General features: G+C 57.1%; 13 protein-coding genes. 10 read left to right on the top strand and 3 right to left on the bottom strand.

The features are described from left to right. Window positions 1-91: 91 nt before the first annotated feature. The 3 genes from ILT44_RS20680 (at window position 92) to ILT44_RS20690 (ending at window position 3,869) form a co-directional block, all read left to right on the top strand. Window positions 92-1,162, top strand: a complete 1,071-nt coding sequence (locus tag ILT44_RS20680; protein WP_204241510.1) for a LacI family DNA-binding transcriptional regulator — start codon at window positions 92-94, stop codon at window positions 1,160-1,162. A gap of 43 nt (window positions 1,163-1,205) precedes the next feature. Further along, window positions 1,206-2,204, top strand: coding sequence for a Gfo/Idh/MocA family protein (locus ILT44_RS20685; RefSeq protein WP_204241511.1), 999 nt, complete (start codon window positions 1,206-1,208; stop codon window positions 2,202-2,204). Between the two features lie 207 nt (window positions 2,205-2,411). Next, on the top strand, window positions 2,412-3,869 hold the full coding sequence (locus ILT44_RS20690) for a phosphomannomutase (RefSeq protein ID WP_204241512.1): 1,458 nt from the start codon (window positions 2,412-2,414) through the stop codon (window positions 3,867-3,869). Between the two features lie 11 nt (window positions 3,870-3,880). Here ILT44_RS20690 and ILT44_RS20695 read toward each other — a convergent pair whose 3' ends face one another. Beyond that, complete coding sequence (locus tag ILT44_RS20695; protein WP_204241513.1) at window positions 3,881-4,774, bottom strand: glycosyltransferase family 2 protein; 894 nt, start codon at window positions 4,772-4,774, stop codon at window positions 3,881-3,883. A gap of 295 nt (window positions 4,775-5,069) precedes the next feature. Between ILT44_RS20695 and ILT44_RS20700 the strand changes: the two genes are divergently transcribed. Continuing rightward, window positions 5,070-6,377 (top strand): nucleotide sugar dehydrogenase, encoded by a 1,308-nt coding sequence (locus ILT44_RS20700; protein WP_204241531.1) that lies wholly within the window; start codon window positions 5,070-5,072, stop codon window positions 6,375-6,377. A gap of 200 nt (window positions 6,378-6,577) precedes the next feature. On the opposite strand, the gene ILT44_RS20705 is transcribed toward ILT44_RS20700, so the two are convergent. After that, window positions 6,578-8,476 carry an LTA synthase family protein gene (locus tag ILT44_RS20705; protein ID WP_204241514.1) on the bottom strand — a complete coding sequence of 633 codons (1,899 nt, stop codon included), beginning with the start codon at window positions 8,474-8,476 and terminating at the stop codon, window positions 6,578-6,580. 418 nt (window positions 8,477-8,894) lie between these two features. After that, window positions 8,895-9,266, bottom strand: a complete 372-nt coding sequence (locus ILT44_RS20710; RefSeq protein ID WP_204241515.1) for a diacylglycerol kinase — start codon at window positions 9,264-9,266, stop codon at window positions 8,895-8,897. A 342-nt stretch (window positions 9,267-9,608) separates the two neighbouring features. On the opposite strand from ILT44_RS20710, the gene rfbB reads away from it, so the two are divergent. The 6 genes from rfbB to ILT44_RS20740 all read left to right on the top strand — a co-directional run bounded on the left by rfbB (window position 9,609) and on the right by ILT44_RS20740 (window position 16,896). Further along, a complete protein-coding gene (gene rfbB / locus ILT44_RS20715) occupies window positions 9,609-10,670 on the top strand; it encodes a dTDP-glucose 4,6-dehydratase (RefSeq protein WP_204241516.1) in 1,062 nt (353 codons plus the stop codon). A 60-nt stretch (window positions 10,671-10,730) separates the two neighbouring features. Next, window positions 10,731-11,288 carry a dTDP-4-dehydrorhamnose 3,5-epimerase gene (gene rfbC / locus ILT44_RS20720; RefSeq protein WP_204241517.1) on the top strand — a complete coding sequence of 186 codons (558 nt, stop codon included), beginning with the start codon at window positions 10,731-10,733 and terminating at the stop codon, window positions 11,286-11,288. 225 nt (window positions 11,289-11,513) lie between these two features. Continuing rightward, window positions 11,514-12,383 carry a glucose-1-phosphate thymidylyltransferase RfbA gene (gene rfbA / locus ILT44_RS20725; RefSeq protein ID WP_204241518.1) on the top strand — a complete coding sequence of 290 codons (870 nt, stop codon included), beginning with the start codon at window positions 11,514-11,516 and terminating at the stop codon, window positions 12,381-12,383. Window positions 12,384-12,689: 306 nt separating this feature from the next. Further along, on the top strand, window positions 12,690-12,908 hold the full coding sequence (locus tag ILT44_RS20730) for a hypothetical protein (RefSeq protein WP_204241519.1): 219 nt from the start codon (window positions 12,690-12,692) through the stop codon (window positions 12,906-12,908). Further along, window positions 12,908-14,308, top strand: coding sequence for a class I SAM-dependent methyltransferase (locus ILT44_RS20735; protein ID WP_204241520.1), 1,401 nt, complete (start codon window positions 12,908-12,910; stop codon window positions 14,306-14,308). Before ILT44_RS20730 ends, ILT44_RS20735 begins: the two co-directional genes overlap by 1 nt. Window positions 14,309-14,361: 53 nt before the next feature. Continuing rightward, entirely contained in the window at window positions 14,362-16,896 is a 2,535-nt protein-coding gene (locus ILT44_RS20740) for a sulfatase-like hydrolase/transferase (RefSeq protein WP_204241521.1), read from the top strand. Window positions 16,897-16,928: the final 32 nt, after the last annotated feature.

The following is a 16,928-nucleotide window of genomic DNA, read 5'->3' on the forward strand; positions in this document are numbered from 1 at the left end:
GGTTTTAAGATTAGTCAAGACACAAGTTGCGGCAAGTTATTAATCCTGAAAGAAGGTAACGTAACTTGACTGCAGCGCGGAGGTAACCTGCATGAGCCGGAAAAGATGGCGATCGGTGAAGGAGATACGCATCGCCGACGTCGCTCGACTTGCAGGGGTATCGACCGCGACCGTCAGCCGCGTCCTGTCCGACCCTGACAAGGTGAGGCAGAAAACCCATGATGTTGTCATGGAGGCGGTTCGGCGCAGCGGCTACACCCCGAACAGCACCGCGCAGAAGCTGCGCACACGCCGCACCATGAATGTGCTCGTGGTTGCGCCGAGGCTCACCAATCCCGTCTTCGCGGAAATTCTCCGCGGCGTCGACGACGAACTGACCCAGTCGGGGTACGGCATCATCATCGGCAATCTCGACAACCGCAGGGAACGCGAGGCCCGCTATGTCGATCTCGCCCTGTCCCGCCAGGTGGACGGCGTTCTACTGCTGACCGGGTACATTCCGGAGAAAGGCCAGCGCAGCATGCGGGACTCAGGGCTCCCCATCGTAGCCATGTGCGCTGCCATTCACGAGGAGGGCATCCCCAACGTGGTGGTTCAGGACCGGGAGGCGACCCGGCATGCGGTCGAATATCTGGCTCGCCTCGGGCATCGCCGGTTCGGCTATGTCTCGGGCACGCTTGGCTCCATCATCGAGGTCGAGCGCTTCGCGGGCTTTCGGGAGGGAATAGCCGCAGCCGGGTTCAGCCAGGACGACGTCGTGCGCTGGGAGGGACCTTTCGTCTTCTCGACCGGCGTGGCCGCTGCCGAAGACTTCCTGAAGATGAAGGAACGACCCACCGGGATTTTCGCGGCGTGCGACGAGAGTGCGATCGGCTTCATCAAGCGCGTTCGCGCGGAACGCGTCCGTGTTCCGCAGGATGTATCCGTCATCGGTTTCGACGGCATAGAATTTGCCGATTACACCGAGCCCACCCTCACCACGTTCCGGCAGCCCCTGCATGAACTCGGGCGTGTCGGCGCCGACGTTCTTTCAAGGCTGATCCGCAACGAGATGAAGCCTGAAGACTGGAGCGTCCGGTTGCCGCTGACTCTTCTGGAGCGCGACACGACCGGGCCGGTGCTGCACAAGGACTACAAGTCTTTGCGCCGGTCGGCGGTCTGAATCCGCATTCAATTTGGTCATCATTCAACTCGAGGAGAACGCCATGCAGCCGGTCCGGTGGGGAATTCTGAGCACAGCGAAGATCGGCCGGGGGAAGGTCGTTCCCGGAATGATGAAGAGCCCGCTCTGCGATGTCATTGCGGTTGCCTCCCGGGACGAGGCGTCGGCCCGGGAAATGGCGGATGAACTTGGGATTCCGAAGGCTTATGGTTCCTATGAAGCCCTGCTGGCCGATCCTGAGGTCGAGGCGATCTACAATCCGCTGCCCAACCACCTGCATGTGCCGATGACATTGGCCGCTGCCGCCGCCGGCAAGCATGTGCTGTGCGAGAAGCCGATTGCGATCACGGCAGATGAGGCGCAGCAACTCGAGCAAGCGGCATCTCAGGTGCTGCTCGCAGAAGCCTTCATGGTCCGTCACCACCCTCAATGGCACCGCGCCCGTGAGATCATTCAGGCCGGAACCGTCGGAGACCTGCGCTCCATCCAGATCATCTTCTCGTATTTCAACGTCGATCCCGGCAACATCCGCAACAAGGCGGATATCGGCGGGGGAGGGCTCCTGGACATCGGCTGCTATGCCGTCGTTGCAGGCCGCTATTTCTTCGACGCCGAGCCCCGTCGTGTCGTCACGCTCATGGACCGTGACCCGGCCTTCGGCGTCGACCGGACCACCAGCGCCCTGATGGATTTCGGCGACGGGCGGCAACTGGCCTTCACGGTCTCGACCCAATCCGTGCCGTATCAGCGGGTCCAGATGCTCGGGACGAAGGGGCGGATCGAGATCGAAGTTCCCTTCAATGCGCCGCCCGATCTTCCGACCCGCATCTTCATCGACGATGGCAGCGCTCACGGCAATCGCTCGGCCCAAGCCATCGAGTTTCCGGTGGTGGATCAGTATCAGCTTCAGGGAGAGGCTTTCAGCCGGGCGATCAGAGGCGCTGTGCCTCTGGCCTATGGTTTGGAGGACGCCATCCTGAACATGCGCATCCTGGATGCCTTGCGGCGATCGGAAGCATCCGCTGCCTGGGAGCGGGTTTAGGAGCAGGCTTTGTGCCTAACCTGAAGGCTCAAGGCTGCAATGCCTTTGCGATAGCCCGCCTAAGGCCTTCCCCATCCGGGTGACCTGATCGAGCCGACCGGATGCATTGACTTGTGCTGCCGCGCCCGAAATTGTGCTCATGATAAAATGTCGCGCCTTGCTTAAGACACGGTACCGGTTCCCCAAGCTACTGAGAGGCAATCTCCAATGAACAAGAATCCCGCAACCGTATCGTCGTCCCTGAAATTCGGCACGAGCGGGTTGCGGGGGCTTGTCGTGGAGCTGAACGGTGCGCCGGCCTTTGCCTATACCCGCGCTTTCGCCGAGATGCTCAAGGAGGACGGCTCGGCGGCGGCGTCCCGGAATGTCGTACTGGTCGGGCGGGACCTGCGCGAGAGCAGTCCGAGCATTGCCCAGCTCTGCTGTGCGGCCCTGCAGGAATCGGGGCTCGTCCCCCTCGATTGCGGTGCTCTTCCCACGCCGGCGCTTGCCTATCACGGCATGCGATTCGGCATCCCCGCGATCATGGTCACCGGGAGCCACATTCCGGAAGACCGCAACGGCCTGAAATTCTACCGGGCTCAAGGCGAGATCGACAAAAAGGACGAGTCAGCCATCCTGGCATGGCAAGCCAAGTTGGGGATGGCAGCCGTGCCGGAGACGGCCCGTGGCGTCCGCCCGGAAAAACCGGATCTCGATCTGATCGGCGCCTACAAGGCCCGCTACCGCGACTTCTTCGGTGCAGGGGCGCTGGAAGGTCTCACCGTTGGTGTCTACCAGCACTCCTCCGTGGCCCGGGACATCATCGTCGAGATGCTCGAAACCCTAGGCGCTCGGGCGGTGCCGCTGGGGCGGGCCACGAGCTTCATCCCGGTCGACACCGAAGCCCTGCGCGAGGAGGACGAGGTTCTGGCGCGGCAATGGGCCGGCGAGCAGAGGCTGGATGCCATCGTGTCGACCGATGGCGATGCGGACCGCCCCTTGATCTCCGATGCGACAGGAGCTTTCCTGCGCGGCGATCTGGTCGGGGCGATCACCGCCAAGTCTCTGGGTGCGGACGCCATCGTCACGCCTGTAACCTCCAACTCCGCCCTGGAGGCGTCGAGCGCCTTCCGGACGGTCCTTCGCACTCGGGTGGGTTCGCCTTACGTCATTGAGGGCATGGCGGAGGCCTCCGCCTCTGGGGCCAGGGCAGTCGTCGGGTTCGAGGCCAATGGCGGCGTGCTGCTCGGTTCCGATATCGTGCGGGAGAGCCGCCGGCTTGCGGCCCTTCCCACCCGGGATGCCATGCTGCCCATCCTGTGCGCTCTCGGCGAGATCATCGCTCAGGGCAAGTCTCTCGCGGAGGTCGGAGCCGCCTTTGCCTTCAAGGCGGCTGCCAGCAATCGTCTCAAGAACGTGGCAAGCGAGAGGAGCGCTGGCTTCTTGAATCGGCTAGTACAGGACGAGGCTTTTCGCGAGGACATAATGGAGCCCCTAGGCGGGGTTGCGGCTTTCGACGGGCAGGATGGCGTACGCTTGTCTGGCAAGAACGGTGAGGTCGTCCATTTCCGCGCCTCAGGCAATGCACCGGAACTGCGCGTCTATGTGGAGGCGCAGGCACATGAGCGTGTCGAAAGCCTTCTGGAATGGGGGCTGGCACAAGCGCAACGGCAGGTGGGCTGAAGCGTCAGGATTTATGGATCGAGGGGGCCGAGGCGGCTTGCCAAGCTGTCGCGGATTCCCCGGGCCATCAGCCGCAATCTCTGGACTTTTCTGTCGGCCAGGGTCGGATAGGCCCCGAGGAAGGCGAAGCAGCGACTGATAAAATAAAGTCTCCAAGCCAGGGGCGTATAAGACTGGCGGGCGAGCCAAAGGGCGTTTCTGACCCAATAATAATTTCGTATCGGAACGTGGACGGCCACTTGCCTTGGGCCAAGCTTGACCGTTCCGCTTCCTAATCGGTGGTCCACCCTTGCGGTCGGTGACAGGAAGCTCCTGTATCCGGCTGCGCGTGCCCGGAAGCACCACTCGACATCGACAAGGTCGATGAAGAGATCCTCCCTGAACCCACCGATCTCGTCGAGAACGGTAAGCGGGATGAGTGATCCTGACGCAATGATAAAGTCGCTGGCCAAGGGCTGCTTTTCGCCCTTGAGTGAGATCCGGGACAGCCGGAGACCGTCGGCCCGGTACGCTCTGGTCTGCTGTTGGCTGTTAAGCTCATAATAGGCTGGCCCAATGGTTGCCACCCGGTCATATTCTCGCTCCAGAGTGGCTAGGTTCGTGGCCAAGTCGGCGACCACCCCAGGTGAAAGAACGGTATCCTGATCAAGCAGCAGAATATGCGTGAAGCCGCTTTCTTGCGCCTGGAGAATACCTCGGTTTTGGGCAGTAGCTATCCCAGAATTTACTTTATTATCAATAAATTGGCACTCTAGACCAGCTGCCATCTGTTTGACGTCGGAGACATTGGCGGATCCGTTGTCGACCACCACGATACCTTGGACCTGTGGTGTGACGGATTGCAGAGCCTGAACCAGCAAAGCAGCGTCTGGATTGTATGTGACCACAACGGCCAAGATATGCATGAATGTTCTCCGGGAACGAGTCTGCTCTAGTAGAGCGATCCTAAGTATCGGGCAAGCAAAGAGGGCGGGGTATGCGCCGCGTGCGGGCTATGGAGCCGGATCCTAAGTCTCGAAGTCATTGAGCCAGGATTGCTGGAGAATGTTCAAAGCGGTACAGCGGTGCTGTGGCCAAGGTTAGGTTCGGGTTGGATTCCTTTGTGGAATGCGCAGCATTGCCCTTTGCGGGATAGGCGTACTGCATCAAGGCTCTTGTAGAGTACTGTGCCGTTCCGATCGTTTAAAGCCGAGATTGCCAATGTGCAAAGACACCCTGCTGAAGAAGCTGAACGATAGGACCGCTGTAGTTGGCATCGTGGGGCTGGGTTACGTTGGTCTACCTCTTACCGTACGTTATTCCGAAGTCGGCTATAAGGTCGTTGGATTTGATATCGACCAGGAGAAGGTCGAGACCCTTAAGCGCGGGCAGACCTATATCGAGCATATCGGACACGAGCGAATTGCGAGGGCTATCGGAAACGGGTTCGAGCCTACGTCCAACCTTTCTCTCGCCCATGATGTGGATGCCCTGATCCTGTGCGTTCCAACCCCTCTGAACAAGCATCGTGAGCCTGACTTGAGCTTTGTTCTGAACACGGTCGATGCGCTGCTGCCGCATTTGAAGGACGGCCAGATCATGTCGCTCGAGAGCACGACCTATCCTGGTACGACCGAGGAGGAACTGCGACCTCGAATCGAAAGGGCGGGCTTCACGGTCGGCAAGAACTACTTCCTTGTCTTCTCGCCGGAGCGAGAGGATCCCGGCAATGCCAAGTTCAGCACGCATAACATTCCAAAAGTCTGTGGCGGCAGCACGCCCTCCTGTCTCGAAGCCGGGCTTGCTCTCTATGGACAGGCTGTCGACAGAGTCGTGCCTGTGAGTTCCACAAAGGCCGCAGAACTTACCAAACTGCTCGAGAACATTCATCGGGCTGTTAATATCGGCCTCGTCAACGAGATGAAGATGATCGCCGACCGGATGGGCATCGATATCCATGAAGTCATCCGCGCGGCCGCTACCAAGCCCTTCGGCTTCGTGCCGTATTATCCCGGCCCTGGCCTCGGTGGGCACTGCATCCCCATCGACCCATTCTACCTGACCTGGAAGGCACGCGAGTACGGTCTTCATACCCGGTTTATCGAGCTTGCCGGTGAGATCAACAGCACGATGCCCGAATGGGTAGTCGAGAAGATTACCAATGCCCTCAATGATCAAGAGAAGTCAGTTCGCGGGAGCAGGATCCTCGTCCTTGGCATCGCCTATAAGAAGAACGTCGACGATATGCGGGAATCACCTTCTGTCGAGTTGATGAGGCTTCTTCAGGACAAGGGCGCGCAGATCGAATACAGCGACCCTCACGTGCCGCGATTCCCGAAGATGCGCCGATATTCATTTCCACTGGAAAGCGTCGAGCTGACTCCAGACTTGATCTCAAGCTATGACCTCGTACTTCTCGCAACCGACCACGATAGATTTGATTATGATCTGGTCGAGAAGCACGCGAAACTTATCGTAGATACTCGAGGGCGGTATCTCGGCACTCACAAGAACGTTGTAAAAGCATAAGCCTGGAAACTGATGATCTAGACGGTCATGCTGGCATCCGATCAGTCGGGTGCCACACCGGATCAAGATGGATCTCAGCCTCGAGCCTGGTAAGTTAAGGGCATGAACGTGCAGCATTGGCCGTATCGTGAAGCATATGCTGTAAAAAAAGCGCCTAGCGCATCAGACCCAAAAGTGGGTCCACTTTTCTGCACGATGCGCTAGTGAGTAGACCTTCCTGCGGCCTCGATTTTGTGAGCACGCTCAAACAACACTGGATAGCTATACTGATCTCCGAACATGATATCATGTTGGATCCACTGATAGGCCTTTAGCTTTGGATCCTTTTTGGCTTCGGTAATACTCTTCACTGTACCAAAGCGATCATGCGAAAGCCCAAGCTCTACGACAGGCCAGTCTGCCATCACGGATCCAAGGACGCCCGAGTAGAAGGGATGTTCCACGCCTACGGCGCGTGTAATGAATGTTGGGAAGAAGGCAGGGCTGATGGTGCCAGCCTGCGTTGGAGCGCCAAAATTGTTCCATAGGACAAAAGGATTGCGCTTCAATCTGATTGAGCTTTCCAGATTGCTTGCCGCAGTCTCGGGGTTGAAGAAAGCTGTACGGCGGTAGACGTCGAGATCTGGGCCGAGAAAGGGCAAATGATCGCCGAAAAAGAGGATCAGAGTGGGCTTGCCACTCGCCTCAACGGCTTTCACGAGAGCTTCTAAAGCGAGATCGGCATCCTTAATCCCTTGGGCATAAGTCTCGAGCGTGTCGCGCTGCGCAGGTCCAATCTGTGGGCCAGAGACCTTGATCGTATTGTCGGCGTATCGACCTGCAGCATAAGGGCTATGGTTTTGCATTGAGACGGCAAAGATGAATTTCGGTTTCTTTGCTTCGGCAAGTTCGGTGACAATGCGATCCGTCAGCGCGTCATCTGAAATGTACATTCCTTTTGTCTGCTCTTTCCTAAACTCCTTGATGTCCAGGAACTTGTCGAAGCCAAAGTGCTCGTAGACGCGATTACGTCTCCAGAACCATCCGTGATACGTGTGAATCGCTGTCGTCTCATAACCCATCGATGAAAAAAGGCTGGCCAAGGATGGGACAGGGCGGCTGATATATTGCTGATACGGAATGGAGCCATAAGGAAGGAAAGCATTTGAGAATCCCGTCAGGGCCTCAAACTCCACATTGGCGGTAGCACCCGCGAAAGCAGGCGAGATCTGGTAGTTTTGGCTCTGTTTCGCATGCAGACTGTGGAAGAAGCGAAGAGGATCCTCTGAGTAAGTGACGGAAGGTAGAAGGGTCGGGTCCCAGAACGCCTCGCTCATTAGAACGATCACATTGGGCGGCGCGGCATTGTCACTGCGTGCTTGGGGCACGCTATTTTGTTGTCCTAAAACATCATTCAGAACAGTCGGAAGGTCGGCAATGGCGTATTCAACCGGTGCCCTTATGATGGCACCTTGAGTGTTTCCAATAAACGAAACAAGAAAGCCATTTCTGTTGTGGTTTAGCCTTTGATTCCAGTTGTAGTTTGTGATGCCGAATTCGGCGAGAATGTTCGTCTTTTGCTCATCTGTCAGATTATAAGCCGGTACCGAAAAGGGGATCGCTGCGCATAGAACGGCAGTTATCCTGAGCGGCCAGGCAATCGGAGCGCGAAAGACAATAAAACGCCTTGCAACGAACAGGACAGCGGATACGGCGCAAATGATCATTAAGATCGACAAGGTTCGCTTGATCGAAGCATCCTTGATAAGGGCGGGCAAGAGATCCACGATCTGGCGTGCGGACATCAGATCCCACGGATACAAATGCTCTGAGAGATAGCGAAATTTCTCACCGTTGATAGCAGCAAGCACCAGCAGGGGAGCTCCTGCCAGGATTATGCTGAGAACAGGCCTTGCCGTTAGTCCGATAAAACCTAACAGCAACGCCCCTGAAAACAGGAGGGAAACGAGGAACGGGAGGGGAGTATCTTTGATCCAGAAAGCTGCTTGTACGGCGGGGCGCCCGGAAATGATCTCTGCCGCTAGAGCCATGGCGATTGCTGGCAGGACGCACCAGAGTACAACAAAGAGTGTCGTCCAGGTAATCTTGCTCTTTATCAAGCTTGGCCCCCGATATGCTTGGTGCGAATTATGGCAATCGTTCCGGTGCAAGCGCGGACTGATACTATGTTGTCCTGCTAGAGGCAACAGGAATAGTATCTAGTGACAGGATCTCTGTAGTGGCGGTTACTTCTGATCTCCGCTCCACGCTTCTGCTTCGTTTTACGAGGCTTACATCGAGGATTCATTAGCTCAGCAAGTGCTAACAACTGCTTGAAAAGGAACCGGCTCTGCCGGATTGCGCTTGGTAGGTGCCTTAGCTGAGGGGATGGCGGCTAGTGCGACTAGTAGAGAGCTCGAACGCCTATCGAGGAAGCTTTCACAAAGAAATAAGCACATGAGACAAGTCACCGCAGCCGCGAATGTGGCCAAGACGTTCGGGTAAGCTGCTGAATGAGGTATTGCATCGATCTCATGGTCATAAAATAAGTAACAATGGATATCTTGCCATAAGATAGTTGTAGGCCGCTGTAATCCAGACTCCGCCGGCCAGAAGGAGAACAAGTAAAACTGCTAGCGAACCACAGTCCTTTGCAAGCTTAATATCTTGATGGAATTCTCGTGTTACCGCATTACAAGCAGCTTCAATGCCGGTATTCAGCGTCTCAACCACCATCAAGATCACTAGAGAACCTACCAACATTGTGAAATGCCCAGCGTCCTCTGCCAAGATCCAACCAAGGGGGGCAGAGACCACGAGGAGAAATACCTCTTGCCGGAATGCACGCTCGTGGCTGATGAGGTGCCGCCAGGCAGCTATCGAGTTGAGAAGTGCATTCCAAAGACTCATTCAACTTCTCCTTGTATAGGGGCTATCGCGCTGCACAAAGAAGCTGAGTTCGTGCTTCTGACAAACTTACAGAATCAGTGCAGTCTTGGATTGAAGTTTCACATGCCGAGCCGATGCGTCGACATGCACTAACCTTAGAACTAGATCAAGCCTGCTGCTGCCCCTAGCTGTCCAGTCGGCCATTTCGACCATTTTTGCCGGGATGGTGAGCAACTCGTGCTCAACTGCACCCAAGTATACTCCCTATGAAACTAACTTGCGGGAGCTTAAGGCTTTTGGTAGGGAGCCGAAAATAATTGCCTGTCTTGAGGCGAGGCCATTTCATAAAAGGCGCAACCACAGATGCCGAAGAAGTTTCTTGTTACTGGCGGCGCAGGCTTCATCGGCTCTGCTGTTGTACGACAGTTAATTTTAAAAGAAGGGCATGATGTCCTCGTCGTCGATAAGCTGACTTACGCTGGTAATCTGGACTCACTTCAGCCCGTTGCCGGTAATCCCTGCTATCAATTCGAACGGGCGGACATTGTTGACGCAGATCGCATGCACTCGCTGATGGCCCGGTTTCAACCGGATGTGGTCATGCATCTGGCCGCCGAAAGTCATGTCGATCGCTCCATCGATGGCCCCGGCGAGTTTGTCCAGACCAACGTAGTTGGAACCTATGCCCTGCTCCAGGCGGCACTCGCTTACTGGCGCGAGCTATCGCCGGAACGCCAGGCAGCTTTCCGCTTCCACCACATCTCGACCGACGAGGTGTTCGGCTCGCTTGGAGGGGAGGGGTTCTTCCATGAGGAATATCCCTATCAGCCCAGCTCGCCGTATTCGGCCTCGAAGGCTGCCTCGGACCACTTCGTCCGCGCCTGGTACCATACCTATGGGCTGCCGACGGTTGTGACGAACTGCTCCAATAATTATGGACCCTACCACTTTCCCGAGAAACTGATCCCGCTGATCATCCTCAATGCCCTGGAGGGAAAGCCGCTGCCAGTCTATGGTCGCGGCGAGAACGTGCGCGACTGGCTGTTCGTGGATGATCACGCACGCGCCCTGATTCTGGCGGCCGAACAGGGCCGGCCAGGTGAAACCTATGCCATCGGCGGGCACAACGAGCGGAGCAACATCGACGTGGTACGGGCGATCTGCGCTCTGGTGGACGAACTGGCACCGGATGAGCAAATCGGCCCGCGTGAGCGCTTGATCCGCTTTGTGGAGGATCGGCCTGGGCATGACCTGCGCTATGCCATCGATGCGAGCAAGATTGAGCGCGAGCTCGGTTGGCGACCGGCCGAGACCTTTGAGACCGGCTTGCGCAGGACGGTAGAATGGTATTTGGAGAACCGCGACTGGTGGCAACGGGTGCGCTCTGGTGTTTATCAGGGGCAGCGGCTCGGTATAGCGGTCTGACTCCAGACACCTTGCCGTGGAAGCAATAAGGTCTTAGCGGCAGGGAAGGCATTGACGAATATGGTGAAGATTGAGCCGACTGCCCTGCCAGATGTGAAGATCGTCCACACCAGCGTGTTCGCCGATGCACGCGGCTATTTCATGGAGACATACAACAAGCAGGCGTTTGTCGCGGCAGGGATTGAGGAGGAATTCGTCCAGGATAATTTCTCTTTGTCCGTCGAGGCGGGCACCGTGCGCGGCCTCCACTTCCAGATCGCTCCCTTCGCCCAAGCAAAACTCATTCGCGTGGGGCGTGGGCGCATCCTCGACGTCGCTGTTGACCTGAGACGCTCGTCGCCAACCTTTGGACACCACGTGGCCGTCGAGTTAGGCGCCGAAAGTGGATCGCAACTTTTGATTCCTGTCGGTTTCGCTCACGGCTTTTGCACTCTCGAACCGAACACCGAAGTTTCATACAAAGTTACGGCCAACTACTCAGCGCCCCATGACAGGGGCTTAGCCTGGAACGATCCTGCGCTCGAGATCGATTGGCCTGTTGAGGCAACCCGTGCGATCCTGTCTGAGAAGGACACCAAGCACCCACGCCTCGCTGACTTGCCCGCGTTCTTTCCTTAAGGTGTGTATCGTGCGGATCATCGGCAGAGAAGGTCTGGAAGCGAAGTTGCGCAGCAACTTTCACATGATCAAATTGGGTTTTTCATCTGCCAAGATGCTGTCGACATCGTACTTCATTGCACGAACGCGTCTTAAGCCGAATGGAATGGCCCACTCAATTGGCACGCTTCCCTGGAACCATGCGTGGAACATCGCCTGTGAGGCGCGCACAAAGGAGACTCAGCAATGAAGGGGATTATTCTGGCCGGTGGATCCGGCACCAGGCTGCATCCGATGACATATGTTACGTCGAAGCAGCTTCTGCCGGTCTATGACAAGCCGATGATCTACTATCCGCTCTCTACGCTAATGTTGGCAGGGGTGCGTGATATTCTCATCATCTCCACGCCCGATGACCTGCCAAAGTTCAAGCAACTGCTGGGAAGCGGTGAACGCTGGGGGATCCGCCTTTCGTACGCAGAGCAGCCGAGGCCGGAGGGTCTAGCACAAGCCTATCTCATTGGAGCCGAGTTTGTGGCCGGGGGACCTTCGGTCCTGATCCTGGGCGACAATGTCTATTATGGTCATGGTCTGCCCGAACTTATGAAAGCGGCCCGGCAGCAAAGCTTGGGTGCAACAGTCTTTGCCTATCACGTGACGGATCCGGAGCGATACGGAGTGGTCGAGTTTGACGGTGCGGATCGGGCCATTTCCATCGAAGAAAAACCCGCACAGCCAAGGTCCAGTTGGGCCGTCACGGGGCTCTATTTCTACGATGAGCAGGTGGTCGAGATCGCCGCAGGGCTTAAGCCCTCCACTCGGGGAGAATTGGAGATCACAGACGTCAACCGCGCCTACCTTGAACGGGGGCAGCTTCATGTCCAACGCATGGGCCGAGGCTATGCCTGGCTTGATACGGGGACGCCCGACAGTCTTGTGGAGGCAGCCGAATTCGTTCGCGCGCTTGAGAAGCGGCAGGGCTTCCGCATCGCCTGTCCCGAAGAAATTGCCTACAACCTCGGGTGGATCGACCGCGAGCAACTGGTTCAGCTAGGGCAGGACCTGTCAAAGGGCGGTTATGGACAATACCTGTTGCGGATCGCCGCAGGAATGTGAGGTCCGACTGTGCAAACCTTGTGCCGCCTGAAGCCGCAGCGTCAGGCCGGGCTGGGCAGGGCACGACCCATCTCACGGCTGCTTCCGCACCCTATGCGTCTCCCTGCCGCAACCAAGCCACATATCTTCCGCTTATGGTGCGGGATCGCCTGTGTGGTGTGCTGAAGGCTCCCATAGAGGCTCCTCGGGCGGATCCCTCTCTGAAAGGATAGGGTCTGGCGGGATGGTTGACACTGTTTCGAAATTGATTTTTTAAGTCGATAGAATGCCGACTAATAATGCGATTCTCCGCGGGGATTTGATTCTATGAAGCTCGGGAACCAATTGGGGCTCCTTGCCCTCTGCTTGGCTATGCTTACTCAGCCAGCCTACGCCTATCTCGATCCTGGCACGGCCAGCCTGCTGCTCCAGGGCATCATCGGCGGCATTGCTGCTGCGATTACGGTCGTGTCCCTTTATTACAATCGAGTTAAGGCGGCGTTTTTTCGTCTGTTCGGGAAGCGTGAAGAGAGTGCTTCCAAGTAATGACCTGCCTCAGCGTTAACCCGGGCTCCTTCCGCGATCCGTCTGGTCATGTGTTCGAGGACGGCGATCGTATTTATCGGACTGTCCAGGAGGGTGCGCGGGTCGCCTACGAAGCCGTGCGCGACCGGGGTGTGCTGGACACGCTCGTGAATGCCGGGACGCTTGCAGGCGCGAAGGAGCTTTCTCGGTCCGAGTGGCCGGGAGACTTCCCCGGGGCAGCCTATGTAATCGAGCACCCTCGGATCCCTTATATTTCGTATCCGTACGAGTGGTCCTTCTCCCAACTCCAGACGGCGGCCCTGCATCACCTCGACATGCAGATTGCGCTTTTCGCGCAGGATGTGGTGCTGTCCGACGCGAGTGCATTCAACGTTCAGTTCGTCGGACCCCAACCGGTCTTCATCGATCTTCTGTCGCTGCGTCCCTATCGGGAAGGGGAGTTCTGGCAAGGACATCGCCAATTCTGTGAGCAGTTCCTCAATCCGCTGCTGTTGCGCGCCCTGACTGGGGTTTCGCATAATGCCTGGTTTCGCGGGCGCCTGGAGGGCATCGCAACCGCCGACCTCGCCCGGGTGCTGCCCCTGCGCAAGCGCCTGTCCTGGAACGTTTACACGCAGGTTCTGCTTCAGGCGCAGCTCGAGCGCACGGCCCTGAATGCTCCAGACTCGGCCATTGATAAGGCTAAGGGAAGCCGGCGTCTGTCCCGTACTGCGTATGCGGGGCTTCTGCATCAGCTCAGAAGTTGGATTGCCCGTCTGCAGCCAGCCGACACCGGCAAGACGGTCTGGGGCGAGTATGATCACACGCACACCTATTCGGATGAAGAGGTAGTTGCAAAGAAGCAGGCTATTCGCGATTTCGCCGCAGCGGTTAGGCCGCGTCGGCTCATCGATCTCGGATGCAATACGGGTGACTACTCGGTTGCGGCACTCGAAGGGGGCGCAGAGTACGTCATCGGCTTTGATTTCGACCAGAAGGCGGTCGACCTCGCTTTCTCGCGGGCAGCAAAGAAGGACTTGCCGTATCTGCCGCTTTGGCTCGATGCAGCCAATCCGAGCCCGGACCAGGGCTGGCGTCAGGCTGAGCGGCAGGGATTCGGACGTCGCACGAAAGTCGATGCGATGATCGCTCTGGCGTTCGAACATCATCTCGCCATCGGGCGGAATGTGCCCCTCCCGCAGGTCGTCGACTGGCTTGTCTCGACTGCGCCGACAGGCATTATCGAGTTCGTGCCCAAGAACGACAGCACCGTCCAGAAGATGCTTGCGCTGCGTGAAGACATCTTCCCCGATTATACGGAGGAAGCCTTTGCACAGGCCCTCCAGGATCGTGCACGAATTGTCAGCAAGCGGGTCGTCTCGAGCAGCGGGCGGACTCTGTTCTGGTACGACCGGGGGTAGGCCAAGCCGCTAGTGCTTGGCTTCGGGTGGTTTCGAGATTTGTGAGGCCTAGCGTGTTGAAACGCCCCTTCATCATCGATGCTCTGCATCTGTTTGCCTTGTGCAGCTTTGCTGTGGCGCAGCCGCTCTATGACCTTCTTGCGCCAAATGTCGAGTTCTTCGTGGCGCATCGGGCTGGTCTGGTCGAGATCCTGATTCTTGCTGCTGGCGTCTCGTTCGGCCTGCCGCTGATTCTGATTGGCATCGAGGCAATCGTCGGTCTGGCGAGTTCTCGTGCGCGGCAAGTTTTGCACATTGGATTTGTGGCTGTGTTGATCGCGGCTGGCGCGCTGATCGCGATTAATCGTCTGACCGGTCTCCAGCCTCAAGTTGCGATTGGACTGGGCCTGGCAACAGGCGTCCTCTTAACGGTCCTGTACACGCGGTCGGCGGTGCTGCAGAGATTCTGCACGATTGCTAGCGCATTCGCCATCTTCCTTCCGATCTACCTAGTTGGCTTCACGCCACTGTCGAGCATTTACCGATCCGCGCCTGTTGCCGCAAAATCCGCTGAGATCGGTACGTCGACCCCTGTCGTGGTCGTGGTCTTTGATGAATTCAATCTCACGGGGCTCCTGAACGAGCGACAAGAGATCGACGCCATTCGATTCCCGAACTTTGCTGCTTTAGCCGGCGATGCCTGGTGGTTCCGGCGAGCGACGGCAATCAATCCAGCCACCATCAAAGCCGTGCCTGCCATCCTCACGGGCCTTACCCCAGGCCCGGAGGTCGTCCCACCATCGATTGCCGGATTCCCCAACAATCTATTCACCTGGCTGGGCTCAAGCTATCGCTTCAACGTCACCGAGACGGTCACGGAGCTATGCCCGCGAACTCTGTGTCGCACATCTGACGAACCGGAGAACCGCGTCGATCTCAAGCTTATGGCTTCTGATCTCTCGATCATTTATCTTCATACGCTGTTGCCGGCGAATTACGCATCCATGTTCCTTCCGCCGATCGATAATGGTTGGAACGGCTTCGCCGTCAACAAAAGTGCGCAGAGTGATCATGATGCCGATGAGGGCGAGGACGGTAAGGCACATCTGCGCCGAAACAAAAATCGTGCGGAGATCTTCTCGTCCTTTCTTTCGCGTGTGGAAGCAGGAGACAAAACGTTAGACTTTCTCCACTTTCTTCTGCCGCATTCTCCGTATGTGTATCTCCCAAGCGGTCAAGCCTATCCGGGAGGGGCTGATGAAGGCGTTCTGCCCAATGCCGTATGGTCTGACAACGAATATCTGGTCCGACTCCAGTATCAGCGTTTTCTCTTGCAAGCAGGTTACGCCGATAAACTGATCGGAGATCTGATCAGTAAACTGAAGCAGCTTGGTAAGTATGAGAAGTCGCTCATTGTGGTGACGGCCGATCATGGGAAAGCATTCAAGACTGGCGTGCTCAAGCGGACCCTCAGCGAGGGCAATGCGCCCGAGATCCTGCAAATTCCTCTGTTCGTAAAGCTTCCGAATCAATCGGAGGGAAAGATCAGCGATCGGCCCGTTTCGAATCTCGATATCCTCCCGACGATTGGAGATGTTTTGGCAGCGCCGATCCCATGGGACGTCCACGGAATCTCAATGACTGGCGAGAATTTCCCTGACCGTGATGTCTTGAAGCTGCAGACGCGAAAGGGGCCGGAGGGGCAGTTCACCTTTGATCGAGCGGCAGTAACGTCCTTTCCTCGCCTATCATGGAAGGTCGACAATTTTGGTACGGAGACACCCCTGACGGCGCTCCGGCTTCGGGGGGAGCACTACGATCTCGTCGGCAAGAGCGTTTTAGCACTGCCCATCGACAATCATCTCGAAAGGGTCGTGGTCTCGTTGGACGTGTTGGGTGAACTTGGCAATGTGGATCCGGAGGCCAAGTCCTTACCGGTTTATTGGCACGGCGAGGTAAAGGGTCTGAGCGAAAGCGAGAAGGGAATGGCATTGGCCCTCGCCCTCAATGGAGCGATCGAGGCTGTCGTTCCTATGTACACGTGGAACAACAAGCCTTCGCAGTTTTCTGCCGTTATACCGCAGACGGCTTTGAAAGCTGGGGCCAATGACTTTCGTGCATTCTTGGTACGTCAGAATGGTACGGATCAGCATTTGACCGAACTCATGGTAATGGCCCCACCGGACGGCTTCGAAATTACTAAGGCCATCGGGGGGGCTGAGACACTGCTATCCTCTACGGGACGGCGAGTATCGATCACTCCCGGGAAGGTGGAGGGATGGGTTGACCAACTCACAATGGCGGAAGTTGATCTAAACGTCGTTGGCTGGGCTGCCGATGCGGAACGTAAAGTGCCCGTTGCAGAGATCGTTCTGTTCGCGGGTGGTAAATTTGTGTATGCGGGCCAGCCGAATGCGGAGCGCCCGGATGTGGGTAAGGCGCTTAACGCACCGGAGCTTACGCGGAGCGGTTACAATTTCCGCATCCCTTCGAGAATATCGGGGACAGCACTGTCCTCCGTTCGTGTCTTTGGTATTACCGAGAGCGGCATAGCCAGCGAGTTGTCACTTTCGCCGAAGGTGAGCCGGGGACAAGCAGCCACACGTTAATGGGCAATGTCCCCCAGAATCCGGTCCGACTG

Source organism: Microvirga arvi (assembly GCF_016892765.1).
Classification (GTDB): domain Bacteria; phylum Pseudomonadota; class Alphaproteobacteria; order Rhizobiales; family Beijerinckiaceae; genus Microvirga; species Microvirga arvi.